The sequence below is a fragment of the Marinobacter confluentis genome (genome assembly GCF_004785685.1).
In the GTDB taxonomy this organism is placed as follows: domain Bacteria; phylum Pseudomonadota; class Gammaproteobacteria; order Pseudomonadales; family Oleiphilaceae; genus Marinobacter; species Marinobacter confluentis.
Window position 1 is genome coordinate 327,813 of the sequence record NZ_SRPF01000002.1, and the last position, 16,741, is coordinate 344,553.

General features: G+C 57.9%; 14 protein-coding genes. 10 read left to right on the forward strand and 4 right to left on the reverse strand.

From position 1 onward, the window contains the following. Window positions 1-274: 274 nt before the first annotated feature. The 5 genes from miaB to lnt all read left to right on the forward strand — a co-directional run bounded on the left by miaB (window position 275) and on the right by lnt (window position 5,926). Window positions 275-1,621, forward strand: coding sequence for a tRNA (N6-isopentenyl adenosine(37)-C2)-methylthiotransferase MiaB (gene miaB / locus E5Q11_RS06975; RefSeq protein ID WP_135802693.1), 1,347 nt, complete (start codon window positions 275-277; stop codon window positions 1,619-1,621). Between the two features lie 466 nt (window positions 1,622-2,087). Further along, window positions 2,088-3,062, forward strand: coding sequence for a PhoH family protein (locus E5Q11_RS06980; protein WP_135802694.1), 975 nt, complete (start codon window positions 2,088-2,090; stop codon window positions 3,060-3,062). 5 nt (window positions 3,063-3,067) lie between these two features. Then, complete coding sequence (gene ybeY, locus E5Q11_RS06985; RefSeq protein ID WP_135802695.1) at window positions 3,068-3,541, forward strand: rRNA maturation RNase YbeY; 474 nt, start codon at window positions 3,068-3,070, stop codon at window positions 3,539-3,541. Beyond that, complete coding sequence (locus E5Q11_RS06990) at window positions 3,538-4,389, forward strand: HlyC/CorC family transporter (protein ID WP_135802696.1); 852 nt, start codon at window positions 3,538-3,540, stop codon at window positions 4,387-4,389. Before ybeY ends, E5Q11_RS06990 begins: the two co-directional genes overlap by 4 nt. A gap of 16 nt (window positions 4,390-4,405) precedes the next feature. After that, window positions 4,406-5,926 (forward strand): apolipoprotein N-acyltransferase, encoded by a 1,521-nt coding sequence (gene lnt / locus E5Q11_RS06995; RefSeq protein ID WP_225314864.1) that lies wholly within the window; start codon window positions 4,406-4,408, stop codon window positions 5,924-5,926. 12 nt (window positions 5,927-5,938) lie between these two features. Here the strand turns inward: lnt and E5Q11_RS07000 are convergent, their stop codons facing one another. After that, window positions 5,939-6,487, reverse strand: coding sequence for a zinc ribbon-containing protein (locus tag E5Q11_RS07000; RefSeq protein ID WP_135802698.1), 549 nt, complete (start codon window positions 6,485-6,487; stop codon window positions 5,939-5,941). A gap of 426 nt (window positions 6,488-6,913) precedes the next feature. Here E5Q11_RS07000 and leuS point away from each other — a divergent pair, with 426 nt between their 5' ends. The 5 genes from leuS to E5Q11_RS07025 all read left to right on the forward strand — a co-directional run bounded on the left by leuS (window position 6,914) and on the right by E5Q11_RS07025 (window position 12,179). Beyond that, on the forward strand, window positions 6,914-9,499 hold the full coding sequence (gene leuS, locus E5Q11_RS07005) for a leucine--tRNA ligase (RefSeq protein WP_135803362.1): 2,586 nt from the start codon (window positions 6,914-6,916) through the stop codon (window positions 9,497-9,499). Between the two features lies 1 nt (window position 9,500). Beyond that, complete coding sequence (locus tag E5Q11_RS07010; protein WP_135802699.1) at window positions 9,501-10,025, forward strand: LPS-assembly lipoprotein LptE; 525 nt, start codon at window positions 9,501-9,503, stop codon at window positions 10,023-10,025. After that, window positions 10,022-11,059, forward strand: coding sequence for a DNA polymerase III subunit delta (gene holA / locus E5Q11_RS07015; protein WP_135802700.1), 1,038 nt, complete (start codon window positions 10,022-10,024; stop codon window positions 11,057-11,059). The genes E5Q11_RS07010 and holA overlap by 4 nt, the downstream gene beginning before the upstream one ends. Window positions 11,060-11,118: 59 nt before the next feature. Continuing rightward, window positions 11,119-11,382 carry a coiled-coil domain-containing protein gene (locus E5Q11_RS07020; RefSeq protein WP_135802701.1) on the forward strand — a complete coding sequence of 88 codons (264 nt, stop codon included), beginning with the start codon at window positions 11,119-11,121 and terminating at the stop codon, window positions 11,380-11,382. Window positions 11,383-11,540: 158 nt separating this feature from the next. Then, window positions 11,541-12,179, forward strand: coding sequence for an endonuclease (locus E5Q11_RS07025; RefSeq protein ID WP_135802702.1), 639 nt, complete (start codon window positions 11,541-11,543; stop codon window positions 12,177-12,179). A gap of 5 nt (window positions 12,180-12,184) precedes the next feature. Here the strand turns inward: E5Q11_RS07025 and E5Q11_RS07030 are convergent, their stop codons facing one another. From E5Q11_RS07030 to E5Q11_RS07040, 3 genes are all read right to left on the reverse strand, one after another. Next, window positions 12,185-13,975: an acyl-CoA dehydrogenase C-terminal domain-containing protein gene (locus E5Q11_RS07030; RefSeq protein WP_135802703.1), complete on the reverse strand. Its 1,791-nt coding sequence runs from the start codon at window positions 13,973-13,975 to the stop codon at window positions 12,185-12,187. A gap of 156 nt (window positions 13,976-14,131) precedes the next feature. Beyond that, on the reverse strand, window positions 14,132-15,931 hold the full coding sequence (locus E5Q11_RS07035; protein ID WP_135802704.1) for an acyl-CoA dehydrogenase C-terminal domain-containing protein: 1,800 nt from the start codon (window positions 15,929-15,931) through the stop codon (window positions 14,132-14,134). 192 nt (window positions 15,932-16,123) lie between these two features. Next, on the reverse strand, window positions 16,124-16,696 hold the full coding sequence (locus E5Q11_RS07040; RefSeq protein ID WP_404802743.1) for a putative metalloprotease CJM1_0395 family protein: 573 nt from the start codon (window positions 16,694-16,696) through the stop codon (window positions 16,124-16,126). Window positions 16,697-16,741: the final 45 nt, after the last annotated feature.

A 16,741-nucleotide genomic window follows, 5' to 3' on the forward strand; every position in this document is an offset into this window, starting at 1 on the left:
TTCAGATTGACAGGCAACTGCGCAGTAACGGGAGGCTTTCGGGAATAGCTTGCCAAAACTGTGCGAAGCCACGGATGGCGGAGCCCAAGCGTCACATGGATGTGCCGCAAGGAGCGTGTTTTGGCAAGCTATTCGCGAAAGCCTTCCTGCACCGAAGTTGCAGGCCAAAAGAATACCACAGACAAAATAAGGAATACCGAGACAAAGGTGGTTGCCAATTGATCACCCCGTTATAATGCGCAGTTCCCATTTGATCCCAGACACGTTGAGAAACATGGCCAAGAAGTTTTACATCAAGACCCACGGCTGCCAGATGAACGAATATGATTCATCCAGAATGGCAGACCTGCTGCGTACCGGCGAAACGGTTGAAATGACCGACACACCGGACGACGCAGACATCCTGCTTCTGAACACCTGCTCCATCCGGGAAAAAGCCCAGGAGAAAGTGTTCCACCAGCTCGGCCGCTGGAAAGGCCTCAAGGCCAAAAAACCGGATCTGATCATCGGCGTGGGCGGCTGCGTCGCCAGCCAGGAAGGCCAGGCCATCATCGACCGGGCACCCTATGTCGACATGGTCTTTGGCCCCCAGACCCTGCACCGCCTGCCCGACATGATCACCGAAGTCCGCGCCAAAGGTAACGGCGTTGGCGTGGTGGACGTCAGCTTCCCGGAAATCGAGAAGTTCGACAATCTGCCGGACCCTGGCGCCGATGGCCCTTCCGCGTTTGTCTCCATCATGGAAGGCTGCAGCAAATACTGCACTTTCTGCGTAGTGCCCTACACCCGCGGCGAAGAAGTCAGCCGTCCGGTGGATGACGTGATTGCCGAAGTCGCCCATCTTGCCGGCCAGGGCGTTCGGGAAGTCAACCTGCTGGGCCAGAACGTAAACGCTTACCGTGGCGAAACCCACGATGGCGACGTCATGGACATGGCGGAACTGGTCACCCTGATTGCAACCATCGACGGCATCGACCGCATCCGCTACACGACTTCCCATCCGGTGGAATTCTCGGATTCGCTGATTGAAGCCTACGAGCAGGTGCCGGAACTGGTCAGCCATCTGCACCTGCCGGTCCAGAGCGGTTCCGACCGGATCCTGGCAGCCATGAAGCGGGGCCATACGGCGCTGGAGTACAAGTCCAAACTCCGCCGCCTGCGCAAGATCCGCCCGGATATCAGTTTCTCTTCGGACTTTATTATTGGCTTCCCGGGAGAAACCGAGAAAGACTTCGAGGCCACGATGAAGCTGATCAATGACATCGGCTTCGATGTGTCCTTCAGCTTCATCTACAGCGCCCGCCCTGGGACTCCGGCGGCAGATCTGCCGGATGACACGCCCATGGACGTCAAGAAAAAGCGGCTGAGCATCCTCCAGGAGCGCATCAACCAGCAGGCCATGGACATCAGCCGCAAGATGGTCGGAACGACCCAGCGCATTCTGGTGACTGGCCTGTCCAAGAAGGACCCTGGCGAATACGCGGGACGCACCGAGAACAACCGCATCGTAAACTTCCGGCATGAGAATCCGGAGGTTGTTGGCAACTTTATTGACGTCGAGATTCGGGAAGCACTTCCCAATTCTTTGCGTGGTGTTCCTGCTAACTCGGAGATGTATTGAGGTTTCGGCCCCATGGGTCCTGATTCTGGTGCGTGACGAGTGGTGGGGATCCCTTTCCAAAAAACGCTACAAGCTCATCCATGAGCGCTTGGGCTCCGCCATCCATGGCTCCGCACATTTTTGGAAAGGGATACCCGCCACTCTCAGAGAAACCTCCACGTGTCTGCGGTCCAACGGAGTAGACTTGGGTTGGATAAAGCGAAGCGCAATCCAACAACGGCGGCTTGGTGCAAATAACAGGACACCTGTCGCTTGTTTTTCTGTATGCGGGCCTGCACATAGTTAGAAAAGGGCGCTAGCCGGGCATAGCTTCCAAAAACGTTGAGCGCCATGGATGGCGCGATCGAGCCCTACATGGAAGTATTCACGGGCGTTTTTTGGAAGCTATGCCCGGCCAGCGACCGACAGCACCAAACATGAAATGCCTTCTCCCCGAATCCACGGGAGTCATCAAAACGGAGCACTTTTGAACGCCAACGATTCCAGACAATTCGATTTACACCCGGTGGACCAGGGCCGACTGGCTGCGCTTTGTGGGCAGTTTGATGAGCACCTGAAACACATAGAACGGCGCATGAACGTGAAAGTCGGGCGTCGGGGGCATCATTTCCGGGTGGAAGGGGAAACCGAACACGTGGCCGCGGCCACTGAGGTGATTCGGCATCTTTATCGGGAAACCGAGGCCACGAACGACATCTCCCCGGACATGGTTCACCTGTTTATCCGGGAAACCGGTTTCGAACGTCTTGCCGAGGATGTGCCTTACAAAGGCGCCGTTACCGTCATCAAAACGCCGAAGCTGCAGGCGAAACCGCGTGGCGAGAACCAGCAGAAGTACCTGCACAACATCCGCACCCACGATGTGAATTTTGGCATTGGGCCGGCTGGTACCGGTAAAACCTGGCTGGCAGTGGCCTGTGCAGTGGAGGCGCTGAAAGACGAGCAGGTAAAACGCATCCTCCTGGTCCGACCGGCGGTGGAAGCTGGGGAAAAGCTAGGGTTTCTTCCTGGCGATCTGGCCCAGAAAGTCGATCCCTACCTGCGCCCACTCTATGACGCCCTCTATGAGATGCTCGGATTTGACCACGTCACCCGGCTGATCGAAAAAAGTGTGATCGAGATTGCGCCGCTGGCGTTCATGCGGGGCCGCACGCTTAACAATTCGTTTATCATCCTGGACGAAAGCCAGAACACCACCCGCGAACAGATGAAGATGTTCCTGACCCGGATCGGTTTTGGCTCAACGGCGGTCATCACCGGCGATACCACCCAGGTGGATCTGCCACGGGGCCAGAATAGCGGCTTGATACACGCGGCTTCTGTGCTGAGCGATGTATCCGGAATCGGCTTTACCCGGTTCGAATCCCGGGACGTGGTCCGGCATCCTCTGGTTCAGCGTATTGTTGAAGCCTATGATGTATTTGACGATGGGGGCGCCTGAGCACTGTGGCCAGTCTGACGGTCGATATTCAGCTTGCCACTGACGATGGCGGCATACCCGCGGACGACTCTTTTCAGACATGGGCGGAAACGGCATGGCTGGGCGACGAGGAGTCCGAGGTGACCATTCGCATTGTTGATTCGGCGGAAAGCGCGGAACTCAACGCGCAGTATCGCAATAAAACCGGGCCAACCAACGTGCTGTCCTTCCCATTTGAGGCGCCAGCCGGTATAACGGTGCCGTTAGCCGGTGATTTGATCATCTGCGCACCAGTGGTCGAAAAGGAGGCCCGCGAACAGCGGAAGACCCCCTCGGAGCACTGGGCTCATATGGTGGTGCATGGCATGTTGCACCTTCAGGGCTACGACCATATTGAAGACGATGAGGCCGAGGCCATGGAAGCCCTCGAAATCCGGTTGCTCGCGCAACTCGGATTCTGCAACCCTTACGAAACAGAGGATACGGAAAAAGACTCATGAGCGACGATCAGTCGAGTCGCAGTCAGGGCAACAGCAAGTCCTGGCTGGAACGTATATCACAGGCCTTTTCCAGCGGGCCTGAGTCCGTCGAGGACGTGCTGGAAATCCTTCGTGATGCCGAGTCAGAAAGCATCATAGACGCCGATGCCATGAGCATCATCGAAGGCGCCATGCAGGTTATCGATATGCGGGTGGATGAAATCATGATCCCCCGCTCCCAGATGGTGACTGTGAAAGCCTCCCAGGATCCGAAAGAGTTCCTGCCCGAGGTCATCAGTGCCGCCCACAGCCGCTATCCGGTCATTGGCGACAGCCAGGACGATGTTATCGGGATTCTGCTGGCGAAGGATCTGCTGCCACTCGCCCTGAATGACGACCTGAACTGGAACCGCATCCGTGAAATCCTGCGCCCGCCCACCTTTGTTCCCGAGAGTAAACGGTTGAATCAGCTACTCAAGGAATTCAAGGAAACCCGCAACCACATGGCGATTGTGGTGGACGAATACGGCGGGACTGCCGGGCTGATTACCATTGAAGACGTGCTTGAGCAGATCGTTGGCGAGATCGAAGACGAGCACGATTTCGACGAAGAAACCCACATCAAGGCCCGCAGCGATGGCACCTTTGCCGTCAAGGCTGTCACCCCGGTCGACGACTTCAACGAGTTCTTTGAAACCCAGCTGGATGAAGAGGAATTCGATACCATCGGTGGTGTGGTACTGAAGGAATTCGGCCACCTGCCCCGTCGCGGTGAAACCGTGGAATGCCAGGGGCTGGAATTTACCATTGCCAACGCCGATAACCGGGTAATCCGTCTGCTTCAGGTCTCTCGCAACAATGAGCAATAGCCCCCGGGCGACGGCAATGCCATCCGTTCTACTGCAACAAAACTGGCCTCGCGCTCTGCTGCTTGTCGCAGCGGGCGCAGTCCAGACACTGACCTTTTCACCATTCAACTGGTGGTGGCTGGGGCCGGTTTCGGTTTTCCTGATTCTACTGTGCTGCCTACCACTGGCCTCAAACAGGCTGTTTCGTGCCGGCTGGCTTACCGGTCTTGGGCTGTTCGGCTCCGGTGCAAGCTGGGTCTACGTCAGCATCAGCGAGCACGGCAATACCTCCGTTCCCCTGGCGATCCTGCTGACGGCAATCTTTGTAGCCGGGCTGGCACTATTTCACGGCCTGGCGTTCTGGGCCTGGGGCAAGCTGGCCAAAGACAGCAATATCCGGCGGCTGATTCTGTTTCCCGCAGTCTGGATTCTCGGCGACTGGGTCCGGGGCTGGCTGCTGACGGGGTTTCCCTGGCTCTATCTGGGAACCGCCCATGTGGACGGACCTCTCGGCGGATTTGCACCGCTGCTGGGCGTTCACGGCCTGACCTTCTGGGTGACGGTCACCGGCTGCGGCGCCATCGCCTGCTGGTGGCTGGTGCGAAATACCCGATACGCCAGTGCGGCCATTGTCGCTGTGACGGTGCTTCTGCCCTGGGTCACCGGCCCTGCGCTCTCCAGCGCCAACTGGACGGAACTGGCTGAAGAACCCACAAGCTTCGCCTCGATGCAGGGCAACATCCCCCAGCAGATCAAATGGGACCCGGATTTTCTGCGGGACCAGATTGTTGCCTATCTGGAAATGACCAACGGCCACTGGGACACCGACCTGATTCTATGGCCGGAGACCGCAATCCCGATTCCCCAGGACCAGGCCGGCGCCATTATCGAGCGCATCAGCGATGATCTGGGCGAAAACAGCACCCTGATCACCGGCATTCCCTGGTACGGTTTCAGCGACCGCGTCGAGGATTTCACCTTCCATAACAGCGTGATGGCCATTGGCAACGGCGGCGGAATTTACCACAAACAGAAACTGGTGCCCTTTGGCGAGTATGTACCATTGCAACAGTGGCTGCGAGGCCTGATCGGCTTTTTCGACCTGCCCATGTCCAGCTTCAGCCGGGGCCCGTCTGACCAGCAGCCTCTGGACGCCAACGGCATCAATATCATGCCGTTTATATGCTACGAAGTGGCCTACCCGGATTTCGTCGCGTTCAACGCCTACAACAGCGGCCTGCTGTTGACCATCAGCAACGACGGCTGGTTCGGCGATTCCATCGGCCCTCTGCAACACCTGCAGATTGCCCGCATGCGGGCCCTGGAAACCGGCCGGTACATGCTGCGAGGCACCAACAACGGCGTGACGGCCATTATCGATGACAAGGGCCGGATCACCGAGTCGATTCCCCAATTCGAGCGGGCGGTGATGACCGGCGAAGTCCACGTCGCCGAGGGCAGTACGCCCTTCATGCTATCGGGTTCATGGCCGGTGCTGACGCTGGCGGCGATCCTGATTGTCTTTGTGCGTGAGCGGGTGATTCCCAAGCCACGCTAATCCGACCTACTTTTATTCGGTTTTACGGGGCCAGCGGCTGGTTACCCGCTCATAGTAGTGCGAATCACAGGCATCACAGGGCTCCAGGTGGCTGGTTGCGGTCAGGCAGCGCATATGGCCGCAGTTCAGGCATTTGAACATGCCGGCAGTGGCCACCTCGCCGCTGATGTACTGACTGGGCGCGTGGGTTTCGAGTTTCTGGCTCAGTTCCAGGGTATCCAGCTTCGTTTTATCCGCTACTGAGAACAGCATGTTCGCCAGCTGATGCTCCAGCATCGAAATGTCCAGTTGCAACCACTCGCTGAGGCCCTCGCCGGTTTCCTCGACGAAGTGAAGCAGATGCTCCAGATCCCGCTGAAGATACTCACCGAGCAAAGCGACCTCTTCGCGGGTCATTTCTGCCAGTTCGTACTCAAACTCCGCCGCCCGCTCGATTTCCTCTTTCAGCGTATCCCGGGTAGTTTCCTCCATGTCGCTGAGCCGGGCCTGAACCCGTTCCAGCATGCGGTCATAGGCTTCAAGGGCCTTGCCTGAGAAATGTGTTCGTTCCTGTTCTTTCATGGCCGCTCCTTTTTTGGTCAGACTACGGTTGCAGCGCCGGGGTGGGGATAGCCTTTGCGGGACACGCTGTGAATACGTCCATGTAAGCTTGACTTCAGCATCCATGCTGAAGACAGTCCCGCAAAGGCTATCCCCACCCCGACACCAGACATCGGAGGTTACCGTAGGAGGCTGACTCCCAATGCCCGGGGCAGAGCGGGTATGGCTGTTCAGGGATGTCAAAAACAGGGATGTTTTTGTCAAGCGTACAGGGACGTATTCACAGCGTGCCCTGAACAGCCATACCCGCTCTGACCTACACCGGCACTATAAGCATGGCACAGGATGAAGAATTTGGCAGGCTACCTGTAAGGCCTTCTGTGCGTTAGAATGTTCGGCCTCTTCGGACATCTATTTTAAGACAGGGTAACTTTGGTAATGGCAGGAATGGACCAGCAATACAATCCCGGCGATGTTGAGCGCACAGCCCAGAAATTCTGGGACGATAACAACACGTTTATGGTGAAGGAAGACCCCGGCAAACCGAAGTACTACTGCCTGTCCATGTTCCCCTATCCCAGTGGCAAACTGCACATGGGCCACGTGCGCAACTACACCATCGGCGACGTGATTTCCCGCTACCAGCGCATGCAGGGCAAGAACGTGATGCAGCCCATGGGCTGGGACGCCTTCGGCCTGCCCGCCGAAAACGCCGCCATTGCCAACAAGACGGCTCCTGCCAAGTGGACCCACGCGAATATTGCCTACATGAAAAACCAGCTCAAACAGCTGGGCTTTGGCTATGACTGGAATCGCGAACTGGCCACCTGCAAGCCGGACTACTACCGCTGGGAGCAGTGGTTCTTCGCGCGGCTCTTCGAGAAAGGTCTGGTCTACAAGAAAATGTCCACGGTCAACTGGGATCCGGTGGATCAAACGGTTCTGGCCAACGAACAGGTGGTCGACGGCCGCGGCTGGCGTTCCGGAGCATTGGTTGAACAGAAAAAGATTCCCCAGTGGTTCATCCGCATCACCGATTACGCCGAGGAACTGCTGAACGATCTGGATCAGCTGGAAGACTGGCCAGAACAGGTCAAGACCATGCAGCGGAACTGGATCGGCAAATCCATCGGTACCGAACTGACGTTCCAGATGAAAGACGGCCACGACCCGCTGGAGGTTTACACCACCCGCCCGGACACCCTGATGGGCGTGACCTACATGGCGGTGTCCACCGAGCATCCCATTGCCCGGAAATCCGCTAAGCGTTATCCGGAAGTGGCCGACTTTGCGGAGCAATGCCGCAACAGCAAGACCGCGGAAGCGGATATGGCGGTGATGGAAAAGAAAGGAATTGATACCGGCTTCAAGGCGATTCATCCCCTGACCCACGAAGAAATCCCGGTTTACGTCGCCAATTTCGTACTGACAGATTACGGCACCGGCGCCCTGATGGCGGTTCCTGCCCATGACGAGCGCGACCACGAATTTGCCGTGAAGTATCGGCTGCCGATCAAGCAGGTGATTGCACCCGGCGATGACCGCGAGATTGACGTTCAGGAACAGGCTTTCACCGAGAAAGGCTTTCTGGTGTCTTCCGGCAAGTACAACGGGCTGACCAGCGAAGATGCGTTCAATGCCATTGCCGACTACCTGGAAGAGAAAGGCATCGGCAAGCGCACGGTCAATTACCGCCTTCGCGACTGGGGCGTATCGCGCCAGCGTTACTGGGGTGCGCCGATTCCGATGATGACCATGGAAGACGGCACCGAACGACCGGTTCCGGACGACCAGTTGCCAATCACTCTGCCGGAAGATGTGGAGATGGACGGCGTGCAGTCGCCCATCAAGGCCGACCCGGAGTGGGCAAAAACCAGCTTTGAAGGCCAGCCGGCCACGCTGGAAACCGACACCTTCGACACCTTCATGGAGTCCTCCTGGTATTACGCCCGTTTCTGCAGCCCCAACTATGACAAGGGCATGCTGGACCCGGCGGCGGCCAACTACTGGCTGCCTGTAGACCAGTACATCGGCGGTATCGAACACGCCATTCTGCACCTGCTGTACGCCCGCTTTTTCCACAAGCTGCTGCGGGACGTGGGGCTGGTGAACAGCTCCGAGCCTTTCAACCGCCTGTTGTGCCAGGGCATGGTGCTGGCAGAAACCTATTACCGGGAAGACGAAGCCGGCAAGAAAACCTGGATTTCCCCCGCAGACGTCATCAACAAACGCGACGACAAGGGACAGGTGGTCGAAACCGTCCACAAAGACGATGGCCAACCGGTGGTTGCCGGCGGCGTCACCAAGATGTCCAAATCCAAGAACAACGGCATCGACCCCCAGGCCATTATCGACGAACACGGCGCCGATACGGTTCGCCTGTTCATGATGTTTGCGGCCCCGCCAGAACAGTCTCTGGAGTGGTCCGACAGCGGCGTGGAAGGCGCCCATCGGTTCCTCAAGCGCTTGTGGCGAATGGTCAACGAGCACGTAGCCAGTGGCCCCGCACCGGCACTGAACGCCGATGGACTGACCGACGGCCAGAAGAACCTTCGACGCAAGACCCATGAGACCATCTCGAAAGTCAGCGACGACATCAGCCGCAGACTGACTTTCAACACCTCCATTGCCGCGGTGATGGAACTGTTGAACGAGTCGGCAAAGCTGACGGACGACGCAGCTCAAAGCAAAGCGGTACGCCAGGAAGCTCTGGAAACAGCCGTGGTGCTGCTGGCTCCGATTGTGCCGCACATCTGTCACCAGCTCTGGCAGGCCCTGGGGCACGCCGAGCCTGTGGTTGATGCACCCTGGCCGGTTGCCGACAAGACCGCGATGGTTCGCAGCGAAATCCAGGTGGTGCTGCAGGTCAACGGCAAGGTGCGCGCTAAAGCAGACGTGCCGGCAGATATCGACAAAAGCAGCCTGGAAACCCTGGCCCTGGAAAACGAGAATGTGGTGCGTTTCACCGAAGGTAAGACCGTACGCAAGGTGATTGTGGTGCCCGGCAAACTGGTCAACGTGGTCGCCAACTGATATGCCACGGGCGCCGGTTTTTCTGTGCCTGATTGTGAGCCTGGCCCTGGCGGGTTGCGGCTTTCAGCTGAGAGGCGCCTCCAACGTACCTGAGGCTGTCCAGCCGCTGGCCCTGCAATGCGAAACGCCGATCCCGGATCGGCTCTGCCGGGCCATAAAAAACCAGCTGGAGCTGGGCAGTGTCCGTATCGCCGATGCCGACAGCGCCAAAGCAGTGCTCCGGCTGAGCGAGTTCCGCCAGGAAAGGCGGGCCAATGCGGTTACCGCGAGAGCCGCAGCGGCGGAATACACTCTCAGGCAAAGCGTCGGGGTAGAGGTGATTTCTGCGGATCAGACGCCCCTGCTGGCCACTGAAAGGGTAACCAGTGCAGAAACCTACCGTTACGACGAAACCAACGTGCTGGCCAAGCAGCGGGAAGAGGACACCCTCCAGGACCAGTTGGCGGAGCGCCTCGCACAGCAGATACTGTTCCGCCTGGCGCCGTTGAACCAGACACGTCTGGATTCCCTTGAGGCCGCAGAGTGAAAATACAGGCCAACCAGCTCGAGCAACAACTGGAGAAAGGCCTCTCTCCTGTCTATCTGGTGTCTGGCGACGAAGCCCTGCTGGTGCAGGAATCCTGTGATCGCATCCGAAAAGCCGCCCGGAATGCGGGCTACCAGGACCGGCTGACCTTTCACGCCGATCCGCAGTTTGACTGGAATCGGGTTGGTGAGGAATTCAGCGCGCTGTCGCTGTTTGCCGAGAAAAGACGCATCGAGATTCACTTACCCAGCGGCAAGCTGGGGGATGGCCGGGCGGTTATCGAGCATTTTCTGCAGGACCCGCCGGAAGACATCATTCTGATTCTGATCAGCGCCCGCCTGGATGCTGCAGAGACCAAACGCAAATGGTACAAGGCACTGCAACAGACCGGGACCCATCTTCCCCTCTGGCCCATCGACGCCGACAAATTTCCCGGCTGGCTTCAGCAGCGTGCCCGGCAGCAGGGCATCAGCCTGACCCGAGGCGCACTCAACCTGCTTGCTGAGCGCCTTGAAGGTAATCTGCTTGCGGCCAGCCAGGAGCTGGACCGGCTGGCTTTATTCGCCGGGGACAGCACCGTTGATGAGGCGTCCATCGAAGCAGCGGTTCAGGACAGCTCCCGCTTTAACGGTTTCGAGCTGATCAGCGAAACCCTGGCCGGCCGCGCAACTCATGCCCGCAAAATCGCTGGCGCCCTTCAGCAGGAAGGTGAGAATCCACTGGGATTTCTGACCGTGCTGACCCGTGACCTGAATCTGGCACTGGAACTTCGCATTGCAACGGCCAGACAGTCAGGCGGCGAGAACGCCTCCGGGTTTCTCAAAAAACGCGGCGTCTTCCAGCCCCAGAGAGCGCGAGCCATTGAGCAGGCCGCCAGACGCCTGAGCCGGGCACAATTGAATTCCGCTTTTGAACTTTGCAGTGCCGCCGACCGTGCCGCCAAGGGCTTCGATTCCCTGCCTCCCTGGCACCACATTCAGGACCTGATCACCCTTCTGGCCCAACCGGATAGACGCATTTCCGATACACCTTGAAAAACACCTTCACTGGCCACACTGTCCGTACTGAAGACATCTGAGAAGGAGGTTTTATCATGAGTGTTCGAGACGAACTGAAACAGCTTTCCGAGAAAGTGAAAACCTATCGCGACGAAGCCCGGGTTCAACTTCACCTTGCCGGAGAAGAGGTCAAGGACGAATGGGATGATCTTGAAAAAGACTGGGAAAAATTTCGCGGGCGCGTAGACGAACTCTGGCACGATGCTGAAGACGCCTCCAAAGACGTGCGGGAAAAAACACATGAGCTGGGTGAAAGCCTGAAATCAGCCTATGAGAACTTGCGAAATCGCCTGAAATAATCGTGACGGCGTTAACACTTTCATACAAAGCCCGCGCCAAAAAGCGCGGAATGCGTCAATTCTTGTGTCATACTTCGCATTAATGGTGAATAAAGCGTCATTTTTCTGACTTCACCAGGTCAGGGATGACGCTTGAAACACTAAGAGGTATGACCGTTATGAAAGCGCTTCTCTATTTCCTCATTGCTCTTCCCGTCCTTGCCTTTTCATCACTGGTAACCGGCGAAAACACCCGCTTCAGCGACCCGGAAAGCGTCGTCAAGAACCAGTTCTGGGGCAACCTGTACGCTGACGGAGGCTCAACCTTTTTCTGCAACGAACCCTTTAGCAACAAAGGCTTCCTTCTGACCGATGGCTATATCTATCCGCTGTCTCAGGTGCGTAGCGCGCTGGATTGTGGCACCAGTAGCCAGTGCATCAAGGACGACCGTTACCGGCAGATTGCCTCAGACCTTCACAATATCGTGCCGGTCAGCAGCCGCATTGAAATGTCACGCCGCCATTCCCGTTATGAAGAACTGGGATCAACCGGCGGCGCCCCTGATGAATGTGGTATCCGCGAAAGCGCACAGTTCTTTGAACCACCAGCAGGCGTAAAGGGAGACATTGCGCGCACGGTTGCCTATATGGTCAGTACCTACAACCTGCCCTGGGCCGGCGCGCATCGAGTGTTCCTGGGCTGGAACCAGATGGATCCGCCGGACGACCGGGAACTGACGCGACATCAGCTGGTGTCCGACATTCAGGGTAATGAGAACCCCTTCGTGCTGGATCCATCATTGGTGGAACAGCTCTGATCCTGTCAGAACTCTTCGGCGGTCAGCGCCATCATGGAATCGCTGCCGCTGCGGATACCCTCCGCCAGCGCAACGGTCTTTGGCAGCATGCGATCGAAGTAGAAGCGCGCGGTTTTCACCTTGCCGGTGTAAAACCCGGAGGTGTCGCCTTCTGTTTTCTCGGCCGCCGCCTTCACAATCTTCGCCCACATGAAGCCCAGCGCTGTCAGCCCGAACAGGTCCAGATAATCCACTGACGCGGCGCCGATGGAATCCGGGTTATCCGATGCCTGCCTGATGACATGCTCGGTCACATCTGACAGACGTTCAAGGGATGCCGCCAGGGGCTCCAGGTATGATCGCAGGAACGGATTATCGCTGTTCTCCTCGATGAATGCTGCAACATCCTCGGCAAACAGCTCGTAAAGCTTGCCCTGACTGCCGACAACCTTACGCCCCATCAGGTCCAGCGCCTGGATGCCATTGGTGCCTTCATAGATCTGGGTGATGCGGCAGTCACGAACCAGTTGCTCCTGACCCCACTCGCGGATGAAACCGTGGCCACCGAACACCTGCTGACCGATGATGCAGGTATCCAGCCCGCGATCCGTCAGGAACGCCTTTGCGACAGGTGTCAGCAGCGCCACCATGCCTTCGGCGTGCTTGCGGCGATCATCGTCGTCAGAATATTTGGAGATATCCAGCCACTGTGCCACGTAGGTTGAAAAGGCGCGGCCGCCCTCTACGTAACCTTTCATGGTCAACAGCATACGGCGGACGTCCGGGTGTACCAGAATCGGGTCTGCGGCCTTCTCGGGCTGCTGGGCACCAGTCGGGGCGCGGCTCTGGATGCGCTCCATGGCGTATTCACGGGCACTCTGCAAAGAAGCCTCTGCAGCACCAATGCCCTGGATGCCCACGCCCAGACGCTCATAGTTCATCATGGTGAACATGGCGGCCAGGCCCTTATTCTCTTCGCCTACGAGCCAGCCCCTGGCGCCGTCAAAGTTCATTACGCAGGTGGCCGAGCCCTTGATGCCCATTTTCTTTTCCAGGGAGCCACAGCTGAACTGGTTGCGCTCGCCCAGGGAACCGTCGTCATTCACCAGGAACTTGGGTACCAGGAACATGGAAATCCCCTTGGGGCCCTTGGGCGCGTCCGGGAGCTTGGCCAGCACCAGGTGGACAATATTCTCGGCCATGTCGTGCTCGCCCCAGGTGATAAAGATCTTGGTACCTGTGACATTGAAAGAGCCGTCATCATTGGGCACGGCCTTGGTGCGGATGATACCCAGGTCAGTACCGGCGTGGGGCTCGGTCAGGTCCATGGCGCCGGACCAGACGCCAGAATACATATTCGGCAGATACTTTTCTTTCAGTTCCTGACTGCCGTGAGCGTCCAGTGCCAGGCAGGCGCCGGCGGTCAGCATGGGCGCCAGGCCAAAGGCCATGTTGGCGGCCTGCATCATCTCTTCAAACTGGGCGACAAGCGTCTTGGGCATGCCCATGCCGCCAAACTCCGGGTTGCCACCCAGGCCGTTCCAGCCGCCTTCCACAATGGTCTGGTAGGCTTCGCGGAAGCCTTCCGGGGTGGTCACTTCACCGTCGTTCCATTTGCAGCCCTGCTCGTCGCCTTCGCGGTTCAGGGGCGCCAATACGCCACTGGTGATTTTACCGGCTTCCTCGAGAATGGCGTCGGCAGTCTCCGGGTCTACGTTTTCCGCCACTTTTGGCAGAGATGCCCAGAGTGCCGGTGCGTCGAATACTTCATTCAGAATGAAGCGCATGTCCCTCAGGGGTGCCTGGTAATCAGCCATCTCAGTTCTCCAGTTTTCAATCAAATATTCGATCGGGCAAGGTCGGTTATTCTAACTCAATCAGCCCTGCGTCTCACAAAAAACCCCGGTCCTTTATCACGAAAAAACCCGCTTCCGAAGGGGAGAGCGGGCTTTGACCTTTTTCAGAAACCCGCCTTAAAAGGCGAAGGCTTCTTCTGGCATGTCCATAAGGCTGTCAGCGCCCGCCAGCATGGTTTCTGCGTGTGTCTTGGACCGTGGCAGCATACGCTTGAAGTAGAAGCGCGCCGACTGCACCTTGGCGTTGTAGAACATCTCTTCGGTGGTGCCCTCGACCATCTTGTCCAGAGCAACCTTGGCCATGCGGGCCCAAAGGTAGGCAAACACGGCGTAACCGGAGTACATCAGGTAATCCACTGAAGCGGCACCGACTTCTTCGCGATTCTTCATCGCCGTCATGCCAACCTTCATGGTGAGGTCACCCCACTCCTTGTTAATCGCGGCCAGCGGCTCGATGAATTCCTTCAGTTGCTCGTTATCGGCGTTTTCCTTGCAGAACAGGTGAACCTGCTTGGTAAAGCCTTTCAGAGACTCGCCCTGGGTCATCAGTACCTTGCGGCCCAGCAGGTCAAGCGCCTGGATGCCGGTGGTACCTTCATAGATCATGCCGATACGGGCATCTCGCACGTTCTGCTCCATGCCCCACTCGGTGATAAAACCGTGACCACCGAAGACCTGCATGCCCAGGTTGGCGGCTTCGTAACCGATTTCGGTCAGGAAAGCCTTGGCAATGGGCGTCAGGAAGCCGAGGGCTTCATCCGCTGCTTTACGTTCTTCTTCCGTCTTGCCGCTGTGAACCAGGTCCGCCTGCTGTGCGGTCAGGTAAATCAGTGCGCGAGCGCCTTCTGCCACGACCTTCTGGGTCAGCAACATACGACGAACGTCCGGGTGAACGATGATCGGATCAGCCGGGCCGTCCGGGTTTTTCGGTCCGCTCAGTGAACGCATGGCCAGACGGTCCTTGGCGTAGGCCAGGGAACCCTGGAAGCCGAGTTCCGCAGCACCCAGACCCTGAATCGCGGTACCGATACGGGCGGTGTTCATGAAGGTGAACATGCAGTTCAGGCCCTTGTTCTCAGGCCCGATCAGCCAGCCCTTGGCACCGTCGAAGTTCATCACGCAGGTAGCGTTGCCGTGGATACCCATCTTGTGTTCCAGGGAACCACAGGAGACGGTATTGCGATCACCGGCAGAGCCGTCGTCGTTGGGCAGGCGCTTGGGTACAATGAACAGGGAGATACCCTTGGTGCCTTCAGGTGCGCCCGGCAGACGAGCCAGAACCACGTGAACAATGTTCTCCGCCATGTCGTGCTCGCCGGCAGAAATGAAAATCTTGGTGCCGGTAATGCTGTAGGAGCCATCAGCGTTCGGCTCCGCCTTGGTACGCAGGGTGCCCAGGTCAGAACCACAGTGGGGCTCGGTCAGACACATGGTGCCGGTCCACTCGCCGCTGATCAGCTTGGTCAGATAGGTCTGCTTGTGCTCTTCAGTGCCGTGGGTCTCGATGGTGTTGGTACAGCCGTGGCTCAGGCCCGGGTACATGCCAAAGGACCAGTTACAGGTGCCCACCATCTCGCTCATCACCAGTCCAAGCGAGTGAGGCAGGCCCTGGCCACCGTAATTGGGATCCGCCGTCATGGAAGGCCAGCCGCCTTCGACGTACTGCTGATAGGCTTCCTTGAAGCCGGTGGGCGTTTTGACGCCGTCTTCAGTCAGGGTGCAACCCTCGCGATCACCAACCTGATTCAGGGGTGACAGTACCTGCTCACAAAACTTGGCTCCCTCCGCAATAATGGCGTCTACCATATCCGGGGTAGCATCCTCGCCACCGTTCAGATTGGCGTAATGCTGCTCGCTGTCGAGCAACTCAGACATAACAAACTTGATGTCGCGCAGGGGCGCTTTGTAATCAGGCATTGGGCTTCACCTCAATTGTTCATTCACTGCCACAGTCGGAACGTGACGTTTTGCCTCGGGGTCGGATTTGCGGCTCAACAACAGTGCTTGCGCCGCAAATTAAACACTTGTTTGAAACATACGTTTAGTGGCACAGAATTGTCAATAGAAAGCTTTGAAATTTGTGTGAGGTTTTGTGCAGAAATTTTACGATCAGGCAGTTGCCCGGAAGGGTTCTGACGTGGGCCGAGCCTCGGTATCCAAACCAAGCCCGGAAACAGATTGATAGGCAGACGAGGCATCCTGGCTGACCCGGCGGGGTTCAGCCGAATCCGCGCTGACGCCCGCTGATTCATCTCTCTCAGACAACTCAGAGGCCAGTTCCGCCTGTGCCTGCAGCATCAGCTGCATTGCCTGGGCGGCAACAGCGCGATCCTGGGGTGAAGGTTCGGCAGGTGCAAGGGCAGCGGCGCGTACCGTACGCATTTTTTCAATCGTGGCCTGGGGGTCGCCGTCAACGGGCGCGGTATCAATGGATACCTCACCACCAACGGCGTACTGGGCGCCGTCCGGTCCGCGTTCGTAAACATAGGAAATGGCCCCGGCGTACTGGCCGCCAACGGCCTGGTGCGCCGCTTCATGGGCGCGTACTTCACGATCACGGGCTTTCAGGTCGGCCAGTTGCTCGAGTTGCGCGGCATCAAGGCCCTGGACATTCTGATTGCTGGCGTTGGCAGCCTGACCGGCGCGGGGATTTTCAGATGCCGTTGCCCTGGTGGGTGTCACCGAAGGGGCCATAGGCGGGAAAGCGCTGGTGATGTTCATGCCAGA

Bases quoted from the DNA above. Each gene is read 5' to 3' on its own strand.
- miaB (WP_135802693.1), top strand. From the start codon at position 275: ATGGCCAAGAAGTTTTACATCAAGACCCACGGCTGCCAGATGAACGAA.
- E5Q11_RS06990 (WP_135802696.1), top strand. From the start codon at position 3,538: ATGAGCGACGATCAGTCGAGTCGCAGTCAGGGCAACAGCAAGTCCTGG.
- lnt (WP_225314864.1), top strand. From the start codon at position 4,406: ATGCCATCCGTTCTACTGCAACAAAACTGGCCTCGCGCTCTGCTGCTT.
- E5Q11_RS07000 (WP_135802698.1), bottom strand. From the start codon at position 6,487: ATGAAAGAACAGGAACGAACACATTTCTCAGGCAAGGCCCTTGAAGCC.
- leuS (WP_135803362.1), top strand. From the start codon at position 6,914: ATGGACCAGCAATACAATCCCGGCGATGTTGAGCGCACAGCCCAGAAA.
- E5Q11_RS07010 (WP_135802699.1), top strand. From the start codon at position 9,501: ATGCCACGGGCGCCGGTTTTTCTGTGCCTGATTGTGAGCCTGGCCCTG.
- E5Q11_RS07020 (WP_135802701.1), top strand. From the start codon at position 11,119: ATGAGTGTTCGAGACGAACTGAAACAGCTTTCCGAGAAAGTGAAAACC.
- E5Q11_RS07025 (WP_135802702.1), top strand. From the start codon at position 11,541: ATGAAAGCGCTTCTCTATTTCCTCATTGCTCTTCCCGTCCTTGCCTTT.
- E5Q11_RS07030 (WP_135802703.1), bottom strand. From the start codon at position 13,975: ATGGCTGATTACCAGGCACCCCTGAGGGACATGCGCTTCATTCTGAAT.
- E5Q11_RS07035 (WP_135802704.1), bottom strand. From the start codon at position 15,931: ATGCCTGATTACAAAGCGCCCCTGCGCGACATCAAGTTTGTTATGTCT.